The sequence below is a fragment of the Streptomyces sp. NPDC057623 genome, assembly GCF_042800355.1.
Taxonomy (GTDB): domain Bacteria; phylum Actinomycetota; class Actinomycetes; order Streptomycetales; family Streptomycetaceae; genus Streptomyces.
On sequence record NZ_JBHVGZ010000003.1, the window covers coordinates 36185 to 51132 of the forward strand.

Consider the following 14948-nt stretch of genomic DNA (forward strand, 5'->3'; position numbering starts at 1 on the left):
GCCGGTGAACCAGCCCGTACGGGGTTCAGGCCCGTAGGTGCGTGAAGGCCCCGGAACCTTTCTTGGTTCCGGGGCCTTGTCATGCTCTACGGCTACGCCTTGGTGAGGTCCTCGATCTCCTCCTCGGGCTCGCGGCCCGGGGTGGGGAGGTTGAACTTGATGATCGCGAACCGGAAGACGGTGTAATAGATCGCCGCGAAGACCAGACCGATCGGGATGATCATCCATGGCCTGGTGGCCAGGTTCCAGTTCAGGGCGTAGTCGATGAAGCCCGCGGAGAAGTTGAAGCCCGCATGGACGCCCAGCCCCCAGGTGACGGCCATGGACACCGCGGTCAGGACCGCGTGGATGACGTACAGGAGCGGGGCGATGAACATGAACGAGAACTCGATCGGCTCGGTCACACCGGTCACGAAGGAGGTCAGCGCGAGCGAGATCATCATGCCCATCACGGCCTTGCGGCGCTCGGGACGAGCACAGTGAGCGATGGCGATCGCGGCGGCCGGCAGACCGAACATCATGATCGGGAAGAAGCCGGACATGAACATTCCGGCCGTCGGGTCACCGGCCAGGAAGCGGCTGTAGTCGCCGTGCACGACCTCGCCGGCGGCGTCCTTGAAGTCGCCGAGCTGGAACCACGCCACCGTGTTCACGAACTGGTGCATGCCGATCGGGATGAGCGCCCGGTTGATCGCACCGAAGAGGGCGGCGCCCGCGGAACCGAGGCCCGTCATCCATTCGCCGAAGCTGCCGATGGCCTCACCGATCGGCTCCCAGACCAGTCCGAAGAAGACGCCGACGGCGACACCGACGAAGGCCATGATGATCGGGACGAGCCGCCTGCCGTTGAAGAAGCCGAGCCAGTCCACCAGCTTCTTGCGGTGATACCGCTGCCACAGGACCGCCGAGAGCAGACCCATGATGATTCCGCCGAGCACACCGGGGTTGTTGTAGGTCGCGGCTATGTCCGCGCCCGTCTGGATCTTGGCCTCGGTGACCGGGAAGGCCTCAAGGACCTTGCTGTAGACCAGGAAGCCCACCAGCGCGGCGAGGGCGGTCGAGCCGTCGGACTTCTTGGCGAAGCCGATGGCGACGCCGATACAGAAGAGCAGGGGGAGGCTGCCCGTGATGGCGCCGCCCGCCTTGTCGAAGACGGAGGCGACCTTGTCCCAGCCGAGGCCCTCGGCCCCGAAGACGTCCGGCTGACCGAGCCGGACCATCAGGCCCGCCGCCGGCAGGACGGCAATGGGCAACTGCAGGCTGCGGCCGACCTTCTGCAGTCCCTGGAACAGACCGGATCCCCACTTCTTTGTGGGGGCCGCCGATGCGGTGGCGGTGCTCATAGACTTCCTCCATCGGGTGGTGGTCTACACCACTCAGTGGTGTAGACCTGTTGTAGCACGATGAAGGTGAGATAAGGAACCCGCGATTCCCGCGGGATTTTCCGGACCCGTTCCAGGTCTTTTGTCAGCCCTTCGTGACGTCCTCGACCTCGTCCTCCGGCTCTCTACCCGGGGTCTTGAGATCAAACTTCGTGATCGCGAAACGGAAGATCGCGTAATAGACGACGGCGAAGCAGAGGCCGATCGGAATGATCGCCCAGGGTTTCGTGGCCAGCTGCCAGTTGATGACGTAGTCGATCAGTCCGGCCGAGAAACTGAATCCGTCGTGGACCCCCAGCCCCCAGGTCACCGCCATGGACACACCCGTCAGCAGGGCGTGCACCACGTACAGGAGCGGGGCGATGAACAGGAACGAGTACTCGATCGGTTCCGTGATCCCCGTGACGAACGACGTCAGGGCCACCGACGTCATCAGACCGGCGATCTCCTTGCGGCGGTGCGGCTTGGCGCAGTGTGTGATGGCGAGGGCCGCGGCCGGCAGCGCGAACATCATGATCGGGAAGAAGCCCGAGGTGAACAGGCCGGCGTTCGGGTCGCCCGCGAGGAACATGTTGATGTCACCGTGCACCACCTCGCCGTCGGGCTTGGTGTAGCTGCCGAACTGGAACCACATGGGCACGTTCAGGAACTGGTGGAGCCCGATGGCCAGCAGCGCCCGGTTGGCCACCCCGAACACGCCCGCACCCCAGGCGCCCAGGTCCCTCATCCAGTCGCTGAAGCTCTCCAGCGCGTCACCGATCGGCGGCCAGACCCACAGGCACAGCACCGCGAACACGATCCCCACGAACGCCATGATGATCGGGACGAGCCGCCGCCCGTTGAAGAAGCCGAGCCAGTCCACCAGCTTCGTCCGGTGGTAGCGCTGCCAGAAGAAGGCCGCCAGCAGACCGATGACGATGCCGCCGAAGACACCCGGGTTCTGGTAGGTGAAGACGGTCACCGACCCGTCCCGCACCTGGCAGCCGACGTCCGGGACGGCCGTCGAGCCCTCCGGGCAGTCCTCCGGGAACTCGAGCAGCACGCTGTAGTAGACGAGGAACCCCGTCACCGCCGCCAGCGCCGTCGAACCGTCCGCCTTCTTCGCCATGCCGATGGCCACGCCGACGCAGAACAGCAAGGGCAGCCCGAGCGCCCCGTCGAGCAGCGCGCCGCCCGCGCCGTCCATCACCTTCGAGAGGTTGTCCCAGCCCAGCCCGTCGTTCCCGAACACGTCCGGCTGCCCCAGCCGGTTGAGGATGCCCGCGGCCGGGAGCACGGCGATGGGGAGCTGAAGGCTGCGTCCCATCTTCTGCAAGCCCTGGAACGCCGCCTGCCACCGCCTGCGTGCGGGAGGGGTCTCGGTCTCGGCACTCATGGGTTGGCGACCGCCTGTCAGGTGGTGTAGACCAGTTACCGACGATTGGGTTGCTGTGACGTCATCCTTCGGTACTCACCACGCACCCGCTCGTAAAGTTGGGCCAACAGTGCGTGAGGAGACCGAAATGGCCACCAAGGCTGAGAAGATCGTCGCCGGGCTCGGCGGCATCGACAACATCGAGGAGATCGAGGGCTGCATCACCCGGCTCCGCACCGAGGTCGGCGACCCCGCGCTGGTCGACGAGACCGCCCTGAAGGCCGCCGGCGCCCACGGTGTCGTGAAGATGGGCAATGCCATCCAGGTCGTCATCGGCACCGACGCCGACCCGATCGCGGCGGAGATCGAAGACATGATGTGAAGCCACGGGATCGTCCCGGGCTTCAGCCCCTGAGGGCCCTTCCCGACACGGGAGGGGCCCTTCCCCGTGGGGGGCTAGGCTCAGCGCCATGGCAGCTACCTCCTCAATTACTCGAATCGACGGCCGCACTCCCGAACAGCTCCGCCCGGTCACCATCGAACGTGCCTGGAGCAAGCACGCAGAGGGCTCGGTCCTCGTCTCCTTCGGCGACACGAAGGTTCTGTGCACCGCCTCCTTCACCGAAGGCGTCCCGCGCTGGCGCAAGGGCAGTGGCGAGGGCTGGGTCACCGCGGAGTACGCCATGCTGCCGCGCGCCACCAACACCCGCGGCGACCGCGAGTCCGTCCGCGGCAAGATCGGCGGCCGTACGCACGAGATCAGCCGCCTCATCGGCCGCTCCCTGCGCGCGGTCATCGACTACAAGGCACTCGGCGAGAACATGATCGTCCTCGACTGCGACGTCCTCCAGGCCGACGGCGGCACCCGCACCGCCGCCATCACCGGCGCCTACGTCGCCCTCGCCGACGCCGTCTCCTGGGCCCAGGGCAGGAAGCTGATCAAGCCCGGCCGCAAGCCGCTCACCGGCACGGTCAGCGCCGTGTCGGTCGGCATCGTCGGCGGCGTTCCCCTCCTCGACCTGCGCTACGAGGAGGACGTGAAGGCCGACACCGACATGAACGTCGTCTGCACCGGCGACGGCCGCTTCGTCGAGGTCCAGGGCACCGCCGAGGCCGAGCCCTTCGCCCGTGAGGAGCTCAACGCCCTGCTGGACCTGGCGGTTTCGGGCTGTGGGGAGCTGGCGGAACTCCAGCGCAAGGCACTTGATACCGTCCTCGAAAAGTAAAGGACGCACCAAGAAGAGCCGCATCTCGGGGCAACCGCGCAGCCTCACCTGACGTCATTAGGGGTACGGGCGTACGGCACACCGCTGTACGCCCGGCCAGTGACCAACGGGGGCCCTGCGGGCCTGGGAGCAGGGAGGGAACGTCAACCATGGCCACGAGCCGACGCCGCCGGAGCCGTATCGCCATAGCCGCCGCAACCATCGCGGCAGTCGGGCTGACGGCCGGGCTGACCACCGGCTGTGACGCCGTCAGCAAGGCGATGGACTGCGTCCAGACCGCCGACGCCATCGCCGACAGCGTCACGGAACTCCAGCAGGCCGTGGAGGGCGCCGCGAACGACCCGACGCAGCTCGAGGAGTCGCTGACCTCCATCGACAAGAACCTCGACAAGATCGGCGACAAGACGGACAACACCGACGTCAACAAGGCGGTGGACGACCTCCAGACGGCCGTCACCAACGTCCGTGACGCGGTGAAGAACGGCGACGAGACCCCCGACATCAGCCCGGTCACGGAGGCGGCCGGCGAGCTGACCAAGGTCTGCACGCCGTAGCGCCGCGCCGGCTGGGCGGGTACGTCTCGGCTGCCGGGTTCTGAGGGTGGGTGGGTGCGGGCCGAACGCGGCTGGTCGCGCCCACGCGGCGGAGCCGCGCATCGATACAGCCCCGCGCCCCTTGGGGCCCGGTTGAGTGGGCGCCGAACAGAAGGACGCCCACGGGATACTGGACCCCATGACCCGCCTCATCCTCGCCACCCGTAACGCCGGAAAGATCACCGAGCTCCGGGCGATCCTCGCCGACGCTGGTCTCGACCATGACCTCGTCGGCGCGGACGCCTACCCGGAGATCCCCGACGTCAAGGAAACCGGCGTCACCTTCGCCGAGAACGCGCTGCTCAAGGCGCACGCGCTGGCCCAGGCCACCGGCCTCCCGGCGGTCGCCGACGACTCGGGGCTGTGCGTCGACGTCCTCAACGGCGCCCCCGGCATCTTCTCCGCCCGCTGGGCCGGACGGCACGGCGACGACCAGGCCAATCTGCAGCTGTTGTTGGCCCAGCTGGGCGACATCGACGACGTCCACCGCGGCGCCCACTTCGCGTGCGCGGCGGCGCTCGCCCTGCCGGACGGCACGGAGCGGGTGGTGGAGGGTCAGCTCAGGGGTACCTTGCGCCACGCACCCGTCGGCGCCAACGGGTTCGGGTACGACCCGGTCCTCCAGCCGGAGGGTGAGAGCCGGACCTGCGCCGAGCTGAGCCCCGCGGAGAAGAACGCCATCAGCCACCGGGGCAAGGCGTTCCGGGCGCTCGTGCCGGTCGTGCGTGAGCTGCTCGCGCGGTGACTCGCGCGATGAGTGGTGCGGCCGGAGGGACTCGAACCCTCACGGGTGTTACCCCACTGGGACCTAAACCCAGCGTGACTGCCAATTCCACCACGGCCGCGTGACCTTGCCCGGCCATGCTACTGGCCGGGCTGGGTGCTCAGATGCCCAGATCCTTGATGATCTTCGCCACGTGGCCGGTCGCCCGGACGTTGTACAGCGCCCGCTCGACCTTGCCCTCCTCGTCCACGACGATCGTGGACCGGATGACGCCCATGTACGTCTTGCCGTAGTTCTTCTTCTCGCCGTAGGCCCCGTAGGCCTCGGTGACGGACTTCTCCGGGTCGGCGAGCAGCTTGACCTTCAGGGACTCCTGCTCGCGGAACCTGGCGAGCTTCTCCGGCTTGTCGGGGGATACGCCGATCACGTCGTAGCCCGCGCCGGCCAGCAGCTCCAGGTTGTCGGTGAAGTCGCAGGCCTGCTTGGTGCAGCCGGGCGTCAGGGCCGCCGGGTAGAAGTACACGATGACCTTGCGGCCCTTGTGGTCCGACAGGGACACCTCGTGGCCGTCGGCGTCGGGCAGGGTGAAGGCGGGGGCCACGTCCCCCGGCTGGAGTCGCTCGCTCATCGAACCAGCGTAACCGGGGAGCCTGACAGTGCGGTCCGGCGTGGAGCTGACAGACTGTCCGGAAACAGCATCAGCTTCACTTCGGAGGCCGAACCGTGGCGGACACGTCGGACACCAGAACCCCGGCGCAGATCGAGGCGGACATCAAGGCCCGTCGCGCAGTGCTGGCCGAGACGCTCGACGAGATCGGGGTGCGCGTGCACCCGAAGACGATCGTCGGCGACGCCAAGGCCAAGGTCGTCTCGAACATCGATCACACGCTCGGACGGGCCTACGTAGGGGTCAACCGGGCCGTGAGTGATGTGCGGGCCAAGTTCACCGACGAGGAGGGCGCACCCCGCCTGGAGCGGATCGTGCCCGTCGCCCTCGTCGCGGTCGGTCTCGTGGGCCTGCTGGCCCTCGGTACCCGGCGCCGCAAGGGCTGATTCGACGGCGGACCCGGCGGCGTACGCGGGCGGCGAAGGCAGGTAGGTTCAAAGGCGTGAGCGCCAACAGAAACGAGCACAGCAGCCAGCACGACAAGCTGCCCATCCGGATGCTGCACGACCGTGTACTCGTGCGGCAGGACACGAGCGAGGGCGAGCGGCGTTCCGGTGGCGGCATCCTGATCCCCGCCACGGCGGCCGTCGGCCGTCGGCTGGCCTGGGCCGAGGTCGTCGCGGTGGGTCAGAACGTACGCACCGTGGAGACCGGCGACCGGGTCCTGTACGACCCGGAGGACCGCGCCGAGGTCGAGGTGCGCGGCGTCGCGTACGTGCTCATGCGCGAGCGCGATCTGCACGCCGTGGCCGCGGACCGGTTCGAGGGGTCCGAGGACTCGACGGGGCTCTACCTCTGAATCGACTGTCAGAAGGGGCTGGTGACCATCGTCACCAGCCCCTTCTGTCGTTCGCTTGCTAGCTTTGAAGGAACCCGACGAGACGCGCCGTACCGGGATGTACGCAAAGACGACGCACCCCCGTTCAGTGTCGATACGTCTCGGAGGTGCCCGTCATGGCCTGGGTTCTGCTCGTCGTCGCCGGTCTGCTGGAGGTCGGCTGGTCGGTCGGCATGCTGTGCTGATCTGGGGGACACCCCCAGACCCCCGTACACCGACGGCTTCACCCGCCTCGTCCCCAGCCTCCTCACCGGCGCCGGCATCGTCGCCAGCATGCTGCTGCTGTCGTACGCCGCGAGGTCCCTGCCCATCGGTACCGCCTACGGCGTGTGGGTGGGCATCGGCGCGGCCGGTGCGGCGGTGGTCGGCATGGTGGTGCTGGGGGAGCCGGTCACCGCCGCGCGGATCTTCTTCGTCTGTCTGCTGCTGGTCGCCGTCGTGGGGCTGAAGGCGACCAGCGGTCACTGAACCGGGCCGCTCGCCCGGCGCTCACTGTCTGCGGACCGTGCCCTGCGGACCGACGGTGGTCCCCGTCGTCCCTCCGCCGCCGGTGTCCGTGCCGCCGGTGGAGGTGTCGCCGCCCGTACTGCCGCCGGTGTCGGTGCCGCCCGTGGAGGTGTCGCCCGTGGTGCCGCCGTCGGTGGTGCCGCCGGTGTCGGTACCGCCGGTGGAGGTGTCGCCGGTCGTGCCGCCGTCGGTGGTCGTGCCCCCGTCGTCGGCGCCCCCGGTCGTCGTGTCGCCCGTCGTGCCGCCGTCCGTCTGGCCCGGCGTCTCACCGCCGGTCTGGCCCTCGCTGTCCTGACCGCCGGTGGTCGTGTCCCCGGTCGTGCCGCCGTTGTCCTGGCCGCCGATGCCCTGGTCGCCCCGGGTCGGGTCGGTCGTCGGGTACTGGGGCTGGTCGGCGCCCTCCTGGAGCTCCAGGTCGAAGTCGCGGGCCGGCTTACCCTTCAGGGCCGTCTTGGTGTACTGGGCCCAGATCTCGGTGGGCGCGCCACCGCCGTTGACGCGGTCGAGGCCCATCGCGCCGTACAGCGACTTGTGCTTGGCCGTGACCGGGTCCTGGCCCATCACGGACACGACGGTGGCCAGGTCGGGGGTGTAGCCGGCGAACCAGGCCGCGGTGTCCTCCTCCGCCGTACCGGTCTTGCCCGCCGCCGGGCGTCCGGCGGCCAGGGCCGCGGTGGCCGTGCCGTTGTCGACGACGCTCTGGAGCACGGAGGTCGTGGTGTCGGCGGCCTCGCGGCTGATGACCTGGGACGTCTTGCGCTCCGGCAGCTCGATGACGTCGGCACCGTCCTTGGTGACCCTGTCGATCATGGTGTACGTGCCGTGCTTGCCGTGGTTGGCGAGCGTCGCGTAGGCCTCCGCCATGTCGAGGACGCTGGCCGTGGCCACGCCCAGCGCGATGGACGGCGAGGGGTACAACTCAGGGGTGCTGCCGGGCAGGCCGAGCTCGACCGCGGTGTCCTTCACCTTCTCCGGGCCCACGTCGACGGCCATCTGCGCGTACACCGAGTTGACGGACTTGTCGGTGGCCGTACGGACGTTGATGTCGCCGTAGGAGACGTCGTCCTCGTTCGCGGGGTCGTAGGCGCCGCCGCTCCAGCCCTGCACGGGGCGCTTGTTGGTGCCGTCGTAGATCGTGTTCGGGGTGATCTGGCGGCCGTCCTGCGTGGTCGAGCCGTTCTCCACGGCCGAGGTGAACACGAACGGCTTGAAGGTGGAGCCGACCTGGAAGTCCCGGCGGGTGGCGTTCGGGGTGTACTGCTTCACGTAGTCGATGCCGTTGTACATCGCGACGATCTTGCCGGTCTTCGGGTCGACGGAGGCGCCGCCCGCGCGGACGTAGTTGTCGACCTTGTTGTTCTTCTTGTCCAGCTTGGAGATCAGCTGGTCGTTGACCGCGTCGACGAAGGCGTTCTGCTTGTCCTTCTGGAGGGTGGTCGTGATGCGGTAGCCGCCGAGCGCGAGCGCGTCCTTGTCGACGATCTTGTTCTGGACGAGGTAGTCCTGCACGATCCGGACGATGTAGCCGCGCTGCCCGGACAGCCCCGTGGAGGTGGCGGACTCCTTCGGCATCGGGAACTTCAGCCCGGTCCGCTCGGACTGGCTGAGCCAGCCCTTGGTGACCATGCCGTCCAGGACGTAGTTCCAACGGGCCACCGCCGCGGCCTTGTTCTCGGGGTGGGCGACGACGTCGTACTCGCTGGGCGCGTTGACCAGTGCGGCCAGATAGGCGGCGCGGGCCGGGTCCAGGTCCTTGGCGTCGATGCCGTAGTAGGCCTGGGCGGCGGCCTGGAGGCCGTAGGCGTTGCGGCCGAAGAAGCTGGTGTTGAGGTAGCCCTCGAGGATCTCGTCCTTGCTCTTCTCGCGGTCCAGCTTGATCGAGATGAAGAACTCCTTCACCTTGCGGGTGACGGTCTGCTCCTGCCGCAGGTAGTAGTTCTTCACGTACTGCTGGGTGATCGTGGAGCCCGACTGCTTGCCCTTGCCGGTGACGGTGTTCCAGCCGGCGCGCAGCATCGCCTTGGGGTCGATCGCGGACTCGGTGTAGAAGTCGCGGTCCTCGGCGGCCAGGATCGCGTGCTGGGCGTCCTTGGACATCTGCCCGAGGGTCACGTTCTCCCGGTTGACCTCGCCGTCACGGGCGATCACGGAGCCGTCCGCGTAGAGATAGACGTTGGCCTGCTGGGTGGCGAGGGCGTTGGCCGGCGGGATCTTGACCATGGAGTAGCCGAGGAAGAACACGCCGGCGAGCAGCAGGACGCCGATGACGAAGGTGCCCAGCACCATCCGCCAGGTCGGGATGATCCGCCGCCAGCCCGTCCTCTTCGGCCGCTTGGGCTTCTCGTTCGGCTGCTGCGCCTGCGGCTGCGGCTCGTCGCTCATCTCGTGCACGGACTCCTGTTTCGCGTCGTACGTTCCCGTACGCCTCGTACGCCTACTGCGCCCCCATTGCTGAAGACTCTCGCACCGGGCGTTCCGTTCCCGGAAACCGGAGCGTGTCTGCGGAAAGTGAGCAGACTCTCGTGCCGTGCGGTCCCGGAAATCAGCTGGCAGGCCGTGCCTCGCGCGCACTAGGCTCCTGCGCTTCGGTGCCGTTGCGGGCGAGGAGGGCTGTGGATGTGGGATCGGGGCGGTTGTACTTAGCCGTCGCGGCGGGCGGATTCAGAAGATACGCGACCTACCGGGCGGCGACCGCGGCCGGGATCTTCACCAACACCGTCTTCGGCGTGATCCTCGTCTACACCTATCTGGCACTGTGGGACGAGAAACCGCATCTCGGCGGCTACGACCAGGCGCAGGCCGTCACCTATGTGTGGCTCGGGCAGTGCCTCTACGCGACGCTGGCCATCCAGGGCGGCGGCGCGGAGAAGGACCTGATGGAGCGTATCCGCACCGGTGAGATCGCCGTCGATCTGTACCGGCCGGCCGACCTCCAACTGTGGTGGCTGGCGGGCGACGTGGGGCGGGCGCTGTTCCAGATGCTGGGCCGGGGCGTGATCCCGTTCGTGTTTGGCGCGGTCTTCTTCCCGATGGCGCTGCCGACGGACGTCACCCCTTGGGCGGCCTTCGTGGTCACGCTCCTGCTCGCGACGATCGTCAGCTTCGCGATCCGCTATCTGGCCGCCCTGAGCGTGTTCTGGCTCATGGACGGCATGGGCGTCAACCAGGCCCTGATGATCACGGGAATCTTCTTCTCCGGCATGGTCCTGCCCCTGAACGCCTTCCCGGGCGCCTTCGGCGAGATCGTGCGGGTGCTGCCGTGGGCGGCGCAGCTCCAGATGCCGGCGGACGTGCTGATGGGCGAGACCGACCCGCTGCGGGCGTACGCCTTCCAGGCGGCGTGGGCGGTGGTGCTGCTGGCGGCCGGGCGGCTGGTGCAGTCGGCGGCGACGCGGCGGGTGGTGGTGCAGGGTGGCTGAACCCTCTGGGACTTTCGGTGGGTCCAGGGCGGGTGAGGCGCTGCGGGCCTACCGGCTGATCGCCGGGATGTGGATCCGCTCGTCCATGACCTACCGTGCCTCCTTCGTCGTCACGGTCTTCGGCAACCTGCTGGTGACCGGCCTGGACTTCGTGGCGATCCTGCTGATGTTCTCGCAGGTCGACTCGCTGGGCGGCTGGTCGCTGCCCGAGGTCGCCTTCCTGTACGGGCTGTCGGCGACGGCGTTCGGGCTCGCCGACCTGACCTTCGGCTCGATGGACGTCCTGGGCGGCCGGATGCGCGACGGCTCCTTCGACATCCTGCTCGTGCGGCCCGCCCCGGTGCTCGCCCAGGTCGCCGCGGACCACTTCGCGCTGCGCCGGCTGGGCCGGATCACCCAGGGCGTGCTGGTGCTGGGCTGGGGACTGCTGGCCGTCGACGTCGACTGGACCACGGCCAAGGTGCTGCTGGTGCCGGTGATGCTGATCAGCGGCGGGGCGATCTTCTGCGCGCTGTTCGTGGCCGGCGCGGCCTTCCAGTTCCTGGCGCAGGACGCCGCCGAGGTGCAGAACGCGTTCACGTACGGCGGCACCACGCTGCTTCAGTACCCGCCGACCGTGTTCGGGAAGGACTTCGTGCGCGGGGTGACGTTCATGCTGCCGCTCGCCTTCGTCAACTGGGTGCCGGCCGCTTACGTGTTGGAGCGGCCGTATCCGCTCGACCTGCCCCGGTGGACGTCCTTCGCGTCGCCGCTGGTGGCGGTGGCGTGCTGTGCGCTGGCCGGTCTGGCGTGGCGGGCCGGGCTGCGGTCGTATCGGAGTACGGGAAGTTAGGGGCAGGAGATGGAGGACCTGGAGGACATGGCCGGCGCGGACGCGTTCATCGAACTGGACGGGGTGGAGAAGGTCTTCGACGTACGCAAGAAGACCGGTTTCCTCAAGCGGGAGCGGCGGCAGGTGCGGGCCGTCGACTCGATCTCCTTCAGCGTGGCGCGCGGCGAGATGGTGGGCTACATCGGGCCGAACGGCGCGGGCAAGTCGACCACGATCAAGATGCTGACCGGGATCCTGACCCCGAGCGGGGGCCGGCTCCGGGTCGCCGGCATCGACCCGTCCCGTGAGCGCACCCGGCTCGCGCACCGGATCGGGGTGGTGTTCGGCCAGCGCACGACCCTGTGGTGGGACCTGCCGCTGCTCGACTCGTACAAGCTGATGCACCGCATGTACCGCATCCCGGACGCCCGGTACCGCGAGAACCTCGACCGCCTCGTCGAACTCCTCGACCTGTCGGCCCTGTTGGACGTCCCGGTGCGGCAGCTCTCGCTCGGGCAGCGGATGCGCGGCGACATCGCGGCGGCGCTGCTGCACGACCCCGAGGTGCTGTACCTGGACGAGCCGACGATCGGGCTCGACGTCATCTCGAAGGCGAGGGTCCGGGACTTCCTGCGGGAGCTGAACGCCGAGCGCGGCACGACGGTCCTGCTGACCACGCACGACCTCCAGGACATCGAGCAGCTGTGCTCACGGGTGATGGTCATCGACCACGGGCGGCTGATGTACGACGGCCCGCTCGCCGGCCTGCACGAGGTGGGGGAGAGCGAGCGCGTCCTGGTCGTCGACCTGGAGCGCGAGCTCCCGCCGATCGAGGCGGCGCCCGCGCGCGTGGTGAAGGTGGAGGGGCCGCGGCAGTGGCTGGCGTTCCCGGCGGCCGAGTCGGCGGCGGTGCTGGTGGCGCGGATCGCGGCGGATTATCCGCTGGTGGACCTGTCGGTGCGGGAGCCGGACATCGAGGCCGTGATCGCGAAGATGTACGCGGAGCAGGCGGAGCAGGCGGAGCAGGCGGAGCAGGTGGAGCAGGCGGGAAAGGCGATCTCGTAGCCCCGGGGCAAGGTAGCTCGTAGGCTGCTGTGTATGACCGACGATGCCCCGGAGCTTCGCGCCTCCGACGCCGATCGTGAACGAGTCGCCGAGGTCCTCCAGGACGCCCTCGCGGAGGGCCGTCTCGACATGGAGGAGTTCGAGGAACGCCTGGACGCCACGTACAAGGCTCGTACGTACGGGGAGCTGGCGCCGCTGACCCGTGACCTTCCCGTCGGCGCGGTGGCCGTTCCGAAGGTCGACATGGTCAAGAAGTCCGGTGGTTCCGACGTGAGTTGGGCGGAGCGGATCGTCGGCGGCGAGGGGTCGTCGACGTGGGGCGTCGCCGTGATGTCGGAGTTCCAGCGCAAGGGACGCTGGACGGCACCGAAGCGGTTCGACTGCGTCGCCTTCTGGGGCGGCGGGACGATCGATCTGCGGGAGGCGAACTTCGCGGACCGGGAGATCGTGATCAACTGCGTCGCGATCATGGGCGGCGTGCAGGTCGTCGTGCCGCCCGGCGTCGAGGTCGTGGTGCGCGGGATCGGGATCATGGGCAGCTTCGACCACCGTGAGGAAGGGGTGGCCGGGGAGCCCGGCGCGCCCCGGGTGATCGTGACCGGGTTCGCCTTCTGGGGCGGCGTCGGCGTCGAGCGCAAGCGCACCCGGGAACAGCGCCAGGAGCTGCGCGAGGAGCGCCGGCAGGAGAGGTTGGCACGCCGGGAGGAGCGGCGGGAACTGCGGGAGTCGATCCGGGACGGGCAGTACACGAGGCACCGCGAGATGCTGGAGGAGCATCGCGACGCGCGGCGGCACACCCACGACCCGCACGGCAGGCGGTCGGCGCGGGAGCGGGACGAGGACTGAGCCGCGCGCCCGACCGAGGCACCCGGTGCCCGGGCAGGGGCCTGCCCCTACAGTTCCGCCGGAGCCGCACCCTTCAAGTCGTTCAGGTTGAAGGTTTCGCCCATCCGTTCGTAGCCCTGGTCGCTCGGGTGGAGGTGGTCGCCCGAGTCGTAGTCGGGGCGGAACTTGCGGGGGTTGTACGGGTCCCGCAGAGCCTTGTCGAAGTCGGCGACCGCGTCGAAGACCTTGCCGGCGCGGATCTGGGCGTTGATCTGCTGGCGTACGTTCTCGCGGGCGTCCGTGTAGCCGCGGTGGCCCTGGAAGGGCATCAGGGTCGCGCCGACGACCTTCAGGCCGCGGGCGTGGGCCTGGCGGACCAGGGTGCGCAGGCCGTCCAGGATGCGGTTCGGGTCGGCGAGTTTCGGGTTGCGCAGGATGTCGTTGACGCCGAGGTCGATGACGACGACCTTGACGTTCGTACGGGAGAGGACGTCACGGTGGAAGCGGCCGACGCCCGCCTGGTTGTCCGCGGGGCGCCCGGAGCCGCTGGCGAGGATCTGGTTGCCGCTGATGCCCTGGTTGACGACGCTGTAGCGCGGCACGTCCTGGCCGGCGGCGACCGCCGCGCGCAGCCGGCGCGAGAGGACGTCCGTCCAGCGGCGGTTGGCGTTCTCGGTGGACGTGATGCCGTCGGTCAGGGAGTCGCCGAAGACCACGACCGTACCGTCGGACTCGTTGCTGAGGACGTCCAGCGCGGTCAGGTAGCGCCAGGAGCCGACCTGCCCGGTGTACGCCACGCCGGCCGCGTCCTCGGTGAGGTCGCCTTCGGCGACGTAGCTGATCTGGCGCGCGTGCGGGTGGAAGGTCACCGGGCCGGACGGGGTGGGGGAGAAGGTGGTGACGAGGATGTCGGTGTTCGCGGGGATCGCGAGGCGCACGGCGTCGCTCAGCACCTGCCGCCCGGGCGGGATGACGATCGTGGCGTTGCCGCCGAAGGTCAGCCGCCGCATGGTGTCCGTGATCGCCGCCGCGGTCCCGGTGCCGGCGGCGACGGCGATCGACGCGTGCGTGAGGGTCAGTGCGGACTGGCCGTAGAGGTTGGACAGGGTGATCCGCACGCTCGTGCCGCCGACGCTCGTGTGCACGACGTTGCGTACCGAACGGCCCGCCAGGCCCTCGACCTCGGTGCCGGGCTCGGCGCCGACCGGCGAGGCGGACCAGGCGCCGACCCAGATGCCGGTGGAGGCGGGGGCGGCGGGGTTGCGCGGAGCGCCTTCCTTGATGGGTGTACGCCTGTCGGTGGCGATGCCGCTGCCGGAGGCGACTCCGACGTATATGGCGGTCGAAACCGCCACGATCAGGGCGATGACCCCCGAAAGCAGGGCATAGTGCTTTGTGGGGGAGGCCCCCACACCCCCCGCGTAACGCCTGGTCATGCGGTGCGTGTCTCCTCGGGCGGATGGGAGCCCGAGGCTCCGATGTGATCACCTCATGATGCGTCATAAGGCGGAGAGGAGTTGCACAGACCCCCCATTGG

The 14948-nt window shown here is 68.9% G+C and carries 15 protein-coding genes, 1 tRNA gene, 1 pseudogene and 1 riboswitch; of the genes and pseudogenes, 11 read left to right on the forward strand and 6 right to left on the reverse strand.

Annotation, left to right across the window (positions count from 1 at the left end):
- Positions 1–92 precede the first annotated feature (92 nt).
- Positions 93–1343 carry a PTS transporter subunit EIIC gene (locus ACFU95_RS04400; protein ID WP_383821522.1) on the reverse strand — a complete coding sequence of 417 codons (1251 nt, stop codon included), beginning with the start codon at positions 1341–1343 and terminating at the stop codon, positions 93–95.
- Between the two features lie 124 nt (positions 1344–1467).
- The gene (locus ACFU95_RS04405) at positions 1468–2757 is read right to left on the reverse strand and encodes a PTS transporter subunit EIIC (protein WP_383821524.1); all 1290 of its coding nucleotides are present in this window, start codon (positions 2755–2757) and stop codon (positions 1468–1470) included.
- 127 nt (positions 2758–2884) lie between these two features.
- Between ACFU95_RS04405 and ACFU95_RS04410 the strand changes: the two genes are divergently transcribed.
- The 4 genes from ACFU95_RS04410 to rdgB all read left to right on the forward strand — a co-directional run bounded on the left by ACFU95_RS04410 (position 2885) and on the right by rdgB (position 5300).
- A complete protein-coding gene (locus ACFU95_RS04410) occupies positions 2885–3118 on the forward strand; it encodes a glucose PTS transporter subunit EIIB (RefSeq protein WP_383821527.1) in 234 nt (77 codons plus the stop codon).
- Positions 3119–3224: 106 nt separating this feature from the next.
- Positions 3225–3962: a ribonuclease PH gene (rph, locus tag ACFU95_RS04415; protein WP_383822227.1), complete on the forward strand. Its 738-nt coding sequence runs from the start codon at positions 3225–3227 to the stop codon at positions 3960–3962.
- Positions 3963–4111: 149 nt separating this feature from the next.
- Positions 4112–4516, forward strand: a complete 405-nt coding sequence (locus ACFU95_RS04420; RefSeq protein WP_383821530.1) for a hypothetical protein — start codon at positions 4112–4114, stop codon at positions 4514–4516.
- Positions 4517–4694: 178 nt separating this feature from the next.
- Positions 4695–5300, forward strand: a complete 606-nt coding sequence (gene rdgB, locus ACFU95_RS04425; RefSeq protein ID WP_383821532.1) for an RdgB/HAM1 family non-canonical purine NTP pyrophosphatase — start codon at positions 4695–4697, stop codon at positions 5298–5300.
- A gap of 13 nt (positions 5301–5313) precedes the next feature.
- Here the strand turns inward: rdgB and ACFU95_RS04430 are convergent.
- Both ACFU95_RS04430 and bcp read right to left on the reverse strand, forming a co-directional pair.
- Positions 5314–5400 (reverse strand) — tRNA-Leu (locus tag ACFU95_RS04430).
- A gap of 39 nt (positions 5401–5439) precedes the next feature.
- Complete coding sequence (gene bcp / locus ACFU95_RS04435; RefSeq protein ID WP_383821535.1) at positions 5440–5907, reverse strand: thioredoxin-dependent thiol peroxidase; 468 nt, start codon at positions 5905–5907, stop codon at positions 5440–5442.
- A gap of 95 nt (positions 5908–6002) precedes the next feature.
- Between bcp and ACFU95_RS04440 the strand changes: the two genes are divergently transcribed.
- From ACFU95_RS04440 to ACFU95_RS04450, 3 genes and pseudogenes are all read left to right on the forward strand, one after another.
- The gene (locus ACFU95_RS04440) at positions 6003–6332 is read left to right on the forward strand and encodes a DUF3618 domain-containing protein (protein ID WP_383821538.1); all 330 of its coding nucleotides are present in this window, start codon (positions 6003–6005) and stop codon (positions 6330–6332) included.
- 56 nt (positions 6333–6388) lie between these two features.
- Positions 6389–6745: a co-chaperone GroES gene (locus tag ACFU95_RS04445; RefSeq protein ID WP_048583239.1), complete on the forward strand. Its 357-nt coding sequence runs from the start codon at positions 6389–6391 to the stop codon at positions 6743–6745.
- 57 nt (positions 6746–6802) lie between these two features.
- A riboswitch (guanidine-III (ykkC-III) riboswitch) is annotated at positions 6803–6864 on the forward strand.
- Between the two features lie 36 nt (positions 6865–6900).
- Positions 6901–7252, forward strand: a pseudogene (locus ACFU95_RS04450) (DMT family transporter).
- Positions 7253–7273: 21 nt separating this feature from the next.
- On the opposite strand, the gene ACFU95_RS04455 reads toward ACFU95_RS04450, so the two are convergent.
- Entirely contained in the window at positions 7274–9673 is a 2400-nt protein-coding gene (locus ACFU95_RS04455; protein ID WP_383821541.1) for a transglycosylase domain-containing protein, read from the reverse strand.
- A 236-nt stretch (positions 9674–9909) separates the two neighbouring features.
- Between ACFU95_RS04455 and ACFU95_RS04460 the strand changes: the two genes are divergently transcribed.
- The 4 genes from ACFU95_RS04460 (at position 9910) to ACFU95_RS04475 (ending at position 13432) form a co-directional block, all read left to right on the forward strand.
- On the forward strand, positions 9910–10710 hold the full coding sequence (locus tag ACFU95_RS04460; RefSeq protein WP_383822230.1) for an ABC transporter permease: 801 nt from the start codon (positions 9910–9912) through the stop codon (positions 10708–10710).
- Between the two features lie 67 nt (positions 10711–10777).
- Complete coding sequence (locus ACFU95_RS04465; protein ID WP_383822233.1) at positions 10778–11542, forward strand: ABC transporter permease; 765 nt, start codon at positions 10778–10780, stop codon at positions 11540–11542.
- Positions 11543–11551: 9 nt separating this feature from the next.
- Complete coding sequence (locus ACFU95_RS04470) at positions 11552–12586, forward strand: ATP-binding cassette domain-containing protein (protein ID WP_383821544.1); 1035 nt, start codon at positions 11552–11554, stop codon at positions 12584–12586.
- A gap of 33 nt (positions 12587–12619) precedes the next feature.
- Positions 12620–13432 carry a DUF1707 domain-containing protein gene (locus ACFU95_RS04475; protein WP_383821547.1) on the forward strand — a complete coding sequence of 271 codons (813 nt, stop codon included), beginning with the start codon at positions 12620–12622 and terminating at the stop codon, positions 13430–13432.
- A gap of 47 nt (positions 13433–13479) precedes the next feature.
- Here the strand turns inward: ACFU95_RS04475 and ACFU95_RS04480 are convergent, their stop codons facing one another.
- Positions 13480–14847 carry an SGNH/GDSL hydrolase family protein gene (locus tag ACFU95_RS04480; RefSeq protein WP_383821550.1) on the reverse strand — a complete coding sequence of 456 codons (1368 nt, stop codon included), beginning with the start codon at positions 14845–14847 and terminating at the stop codon, positions 13480–13482.
- Positions 14848–14948: the final 101 nt, after the last annotated feature.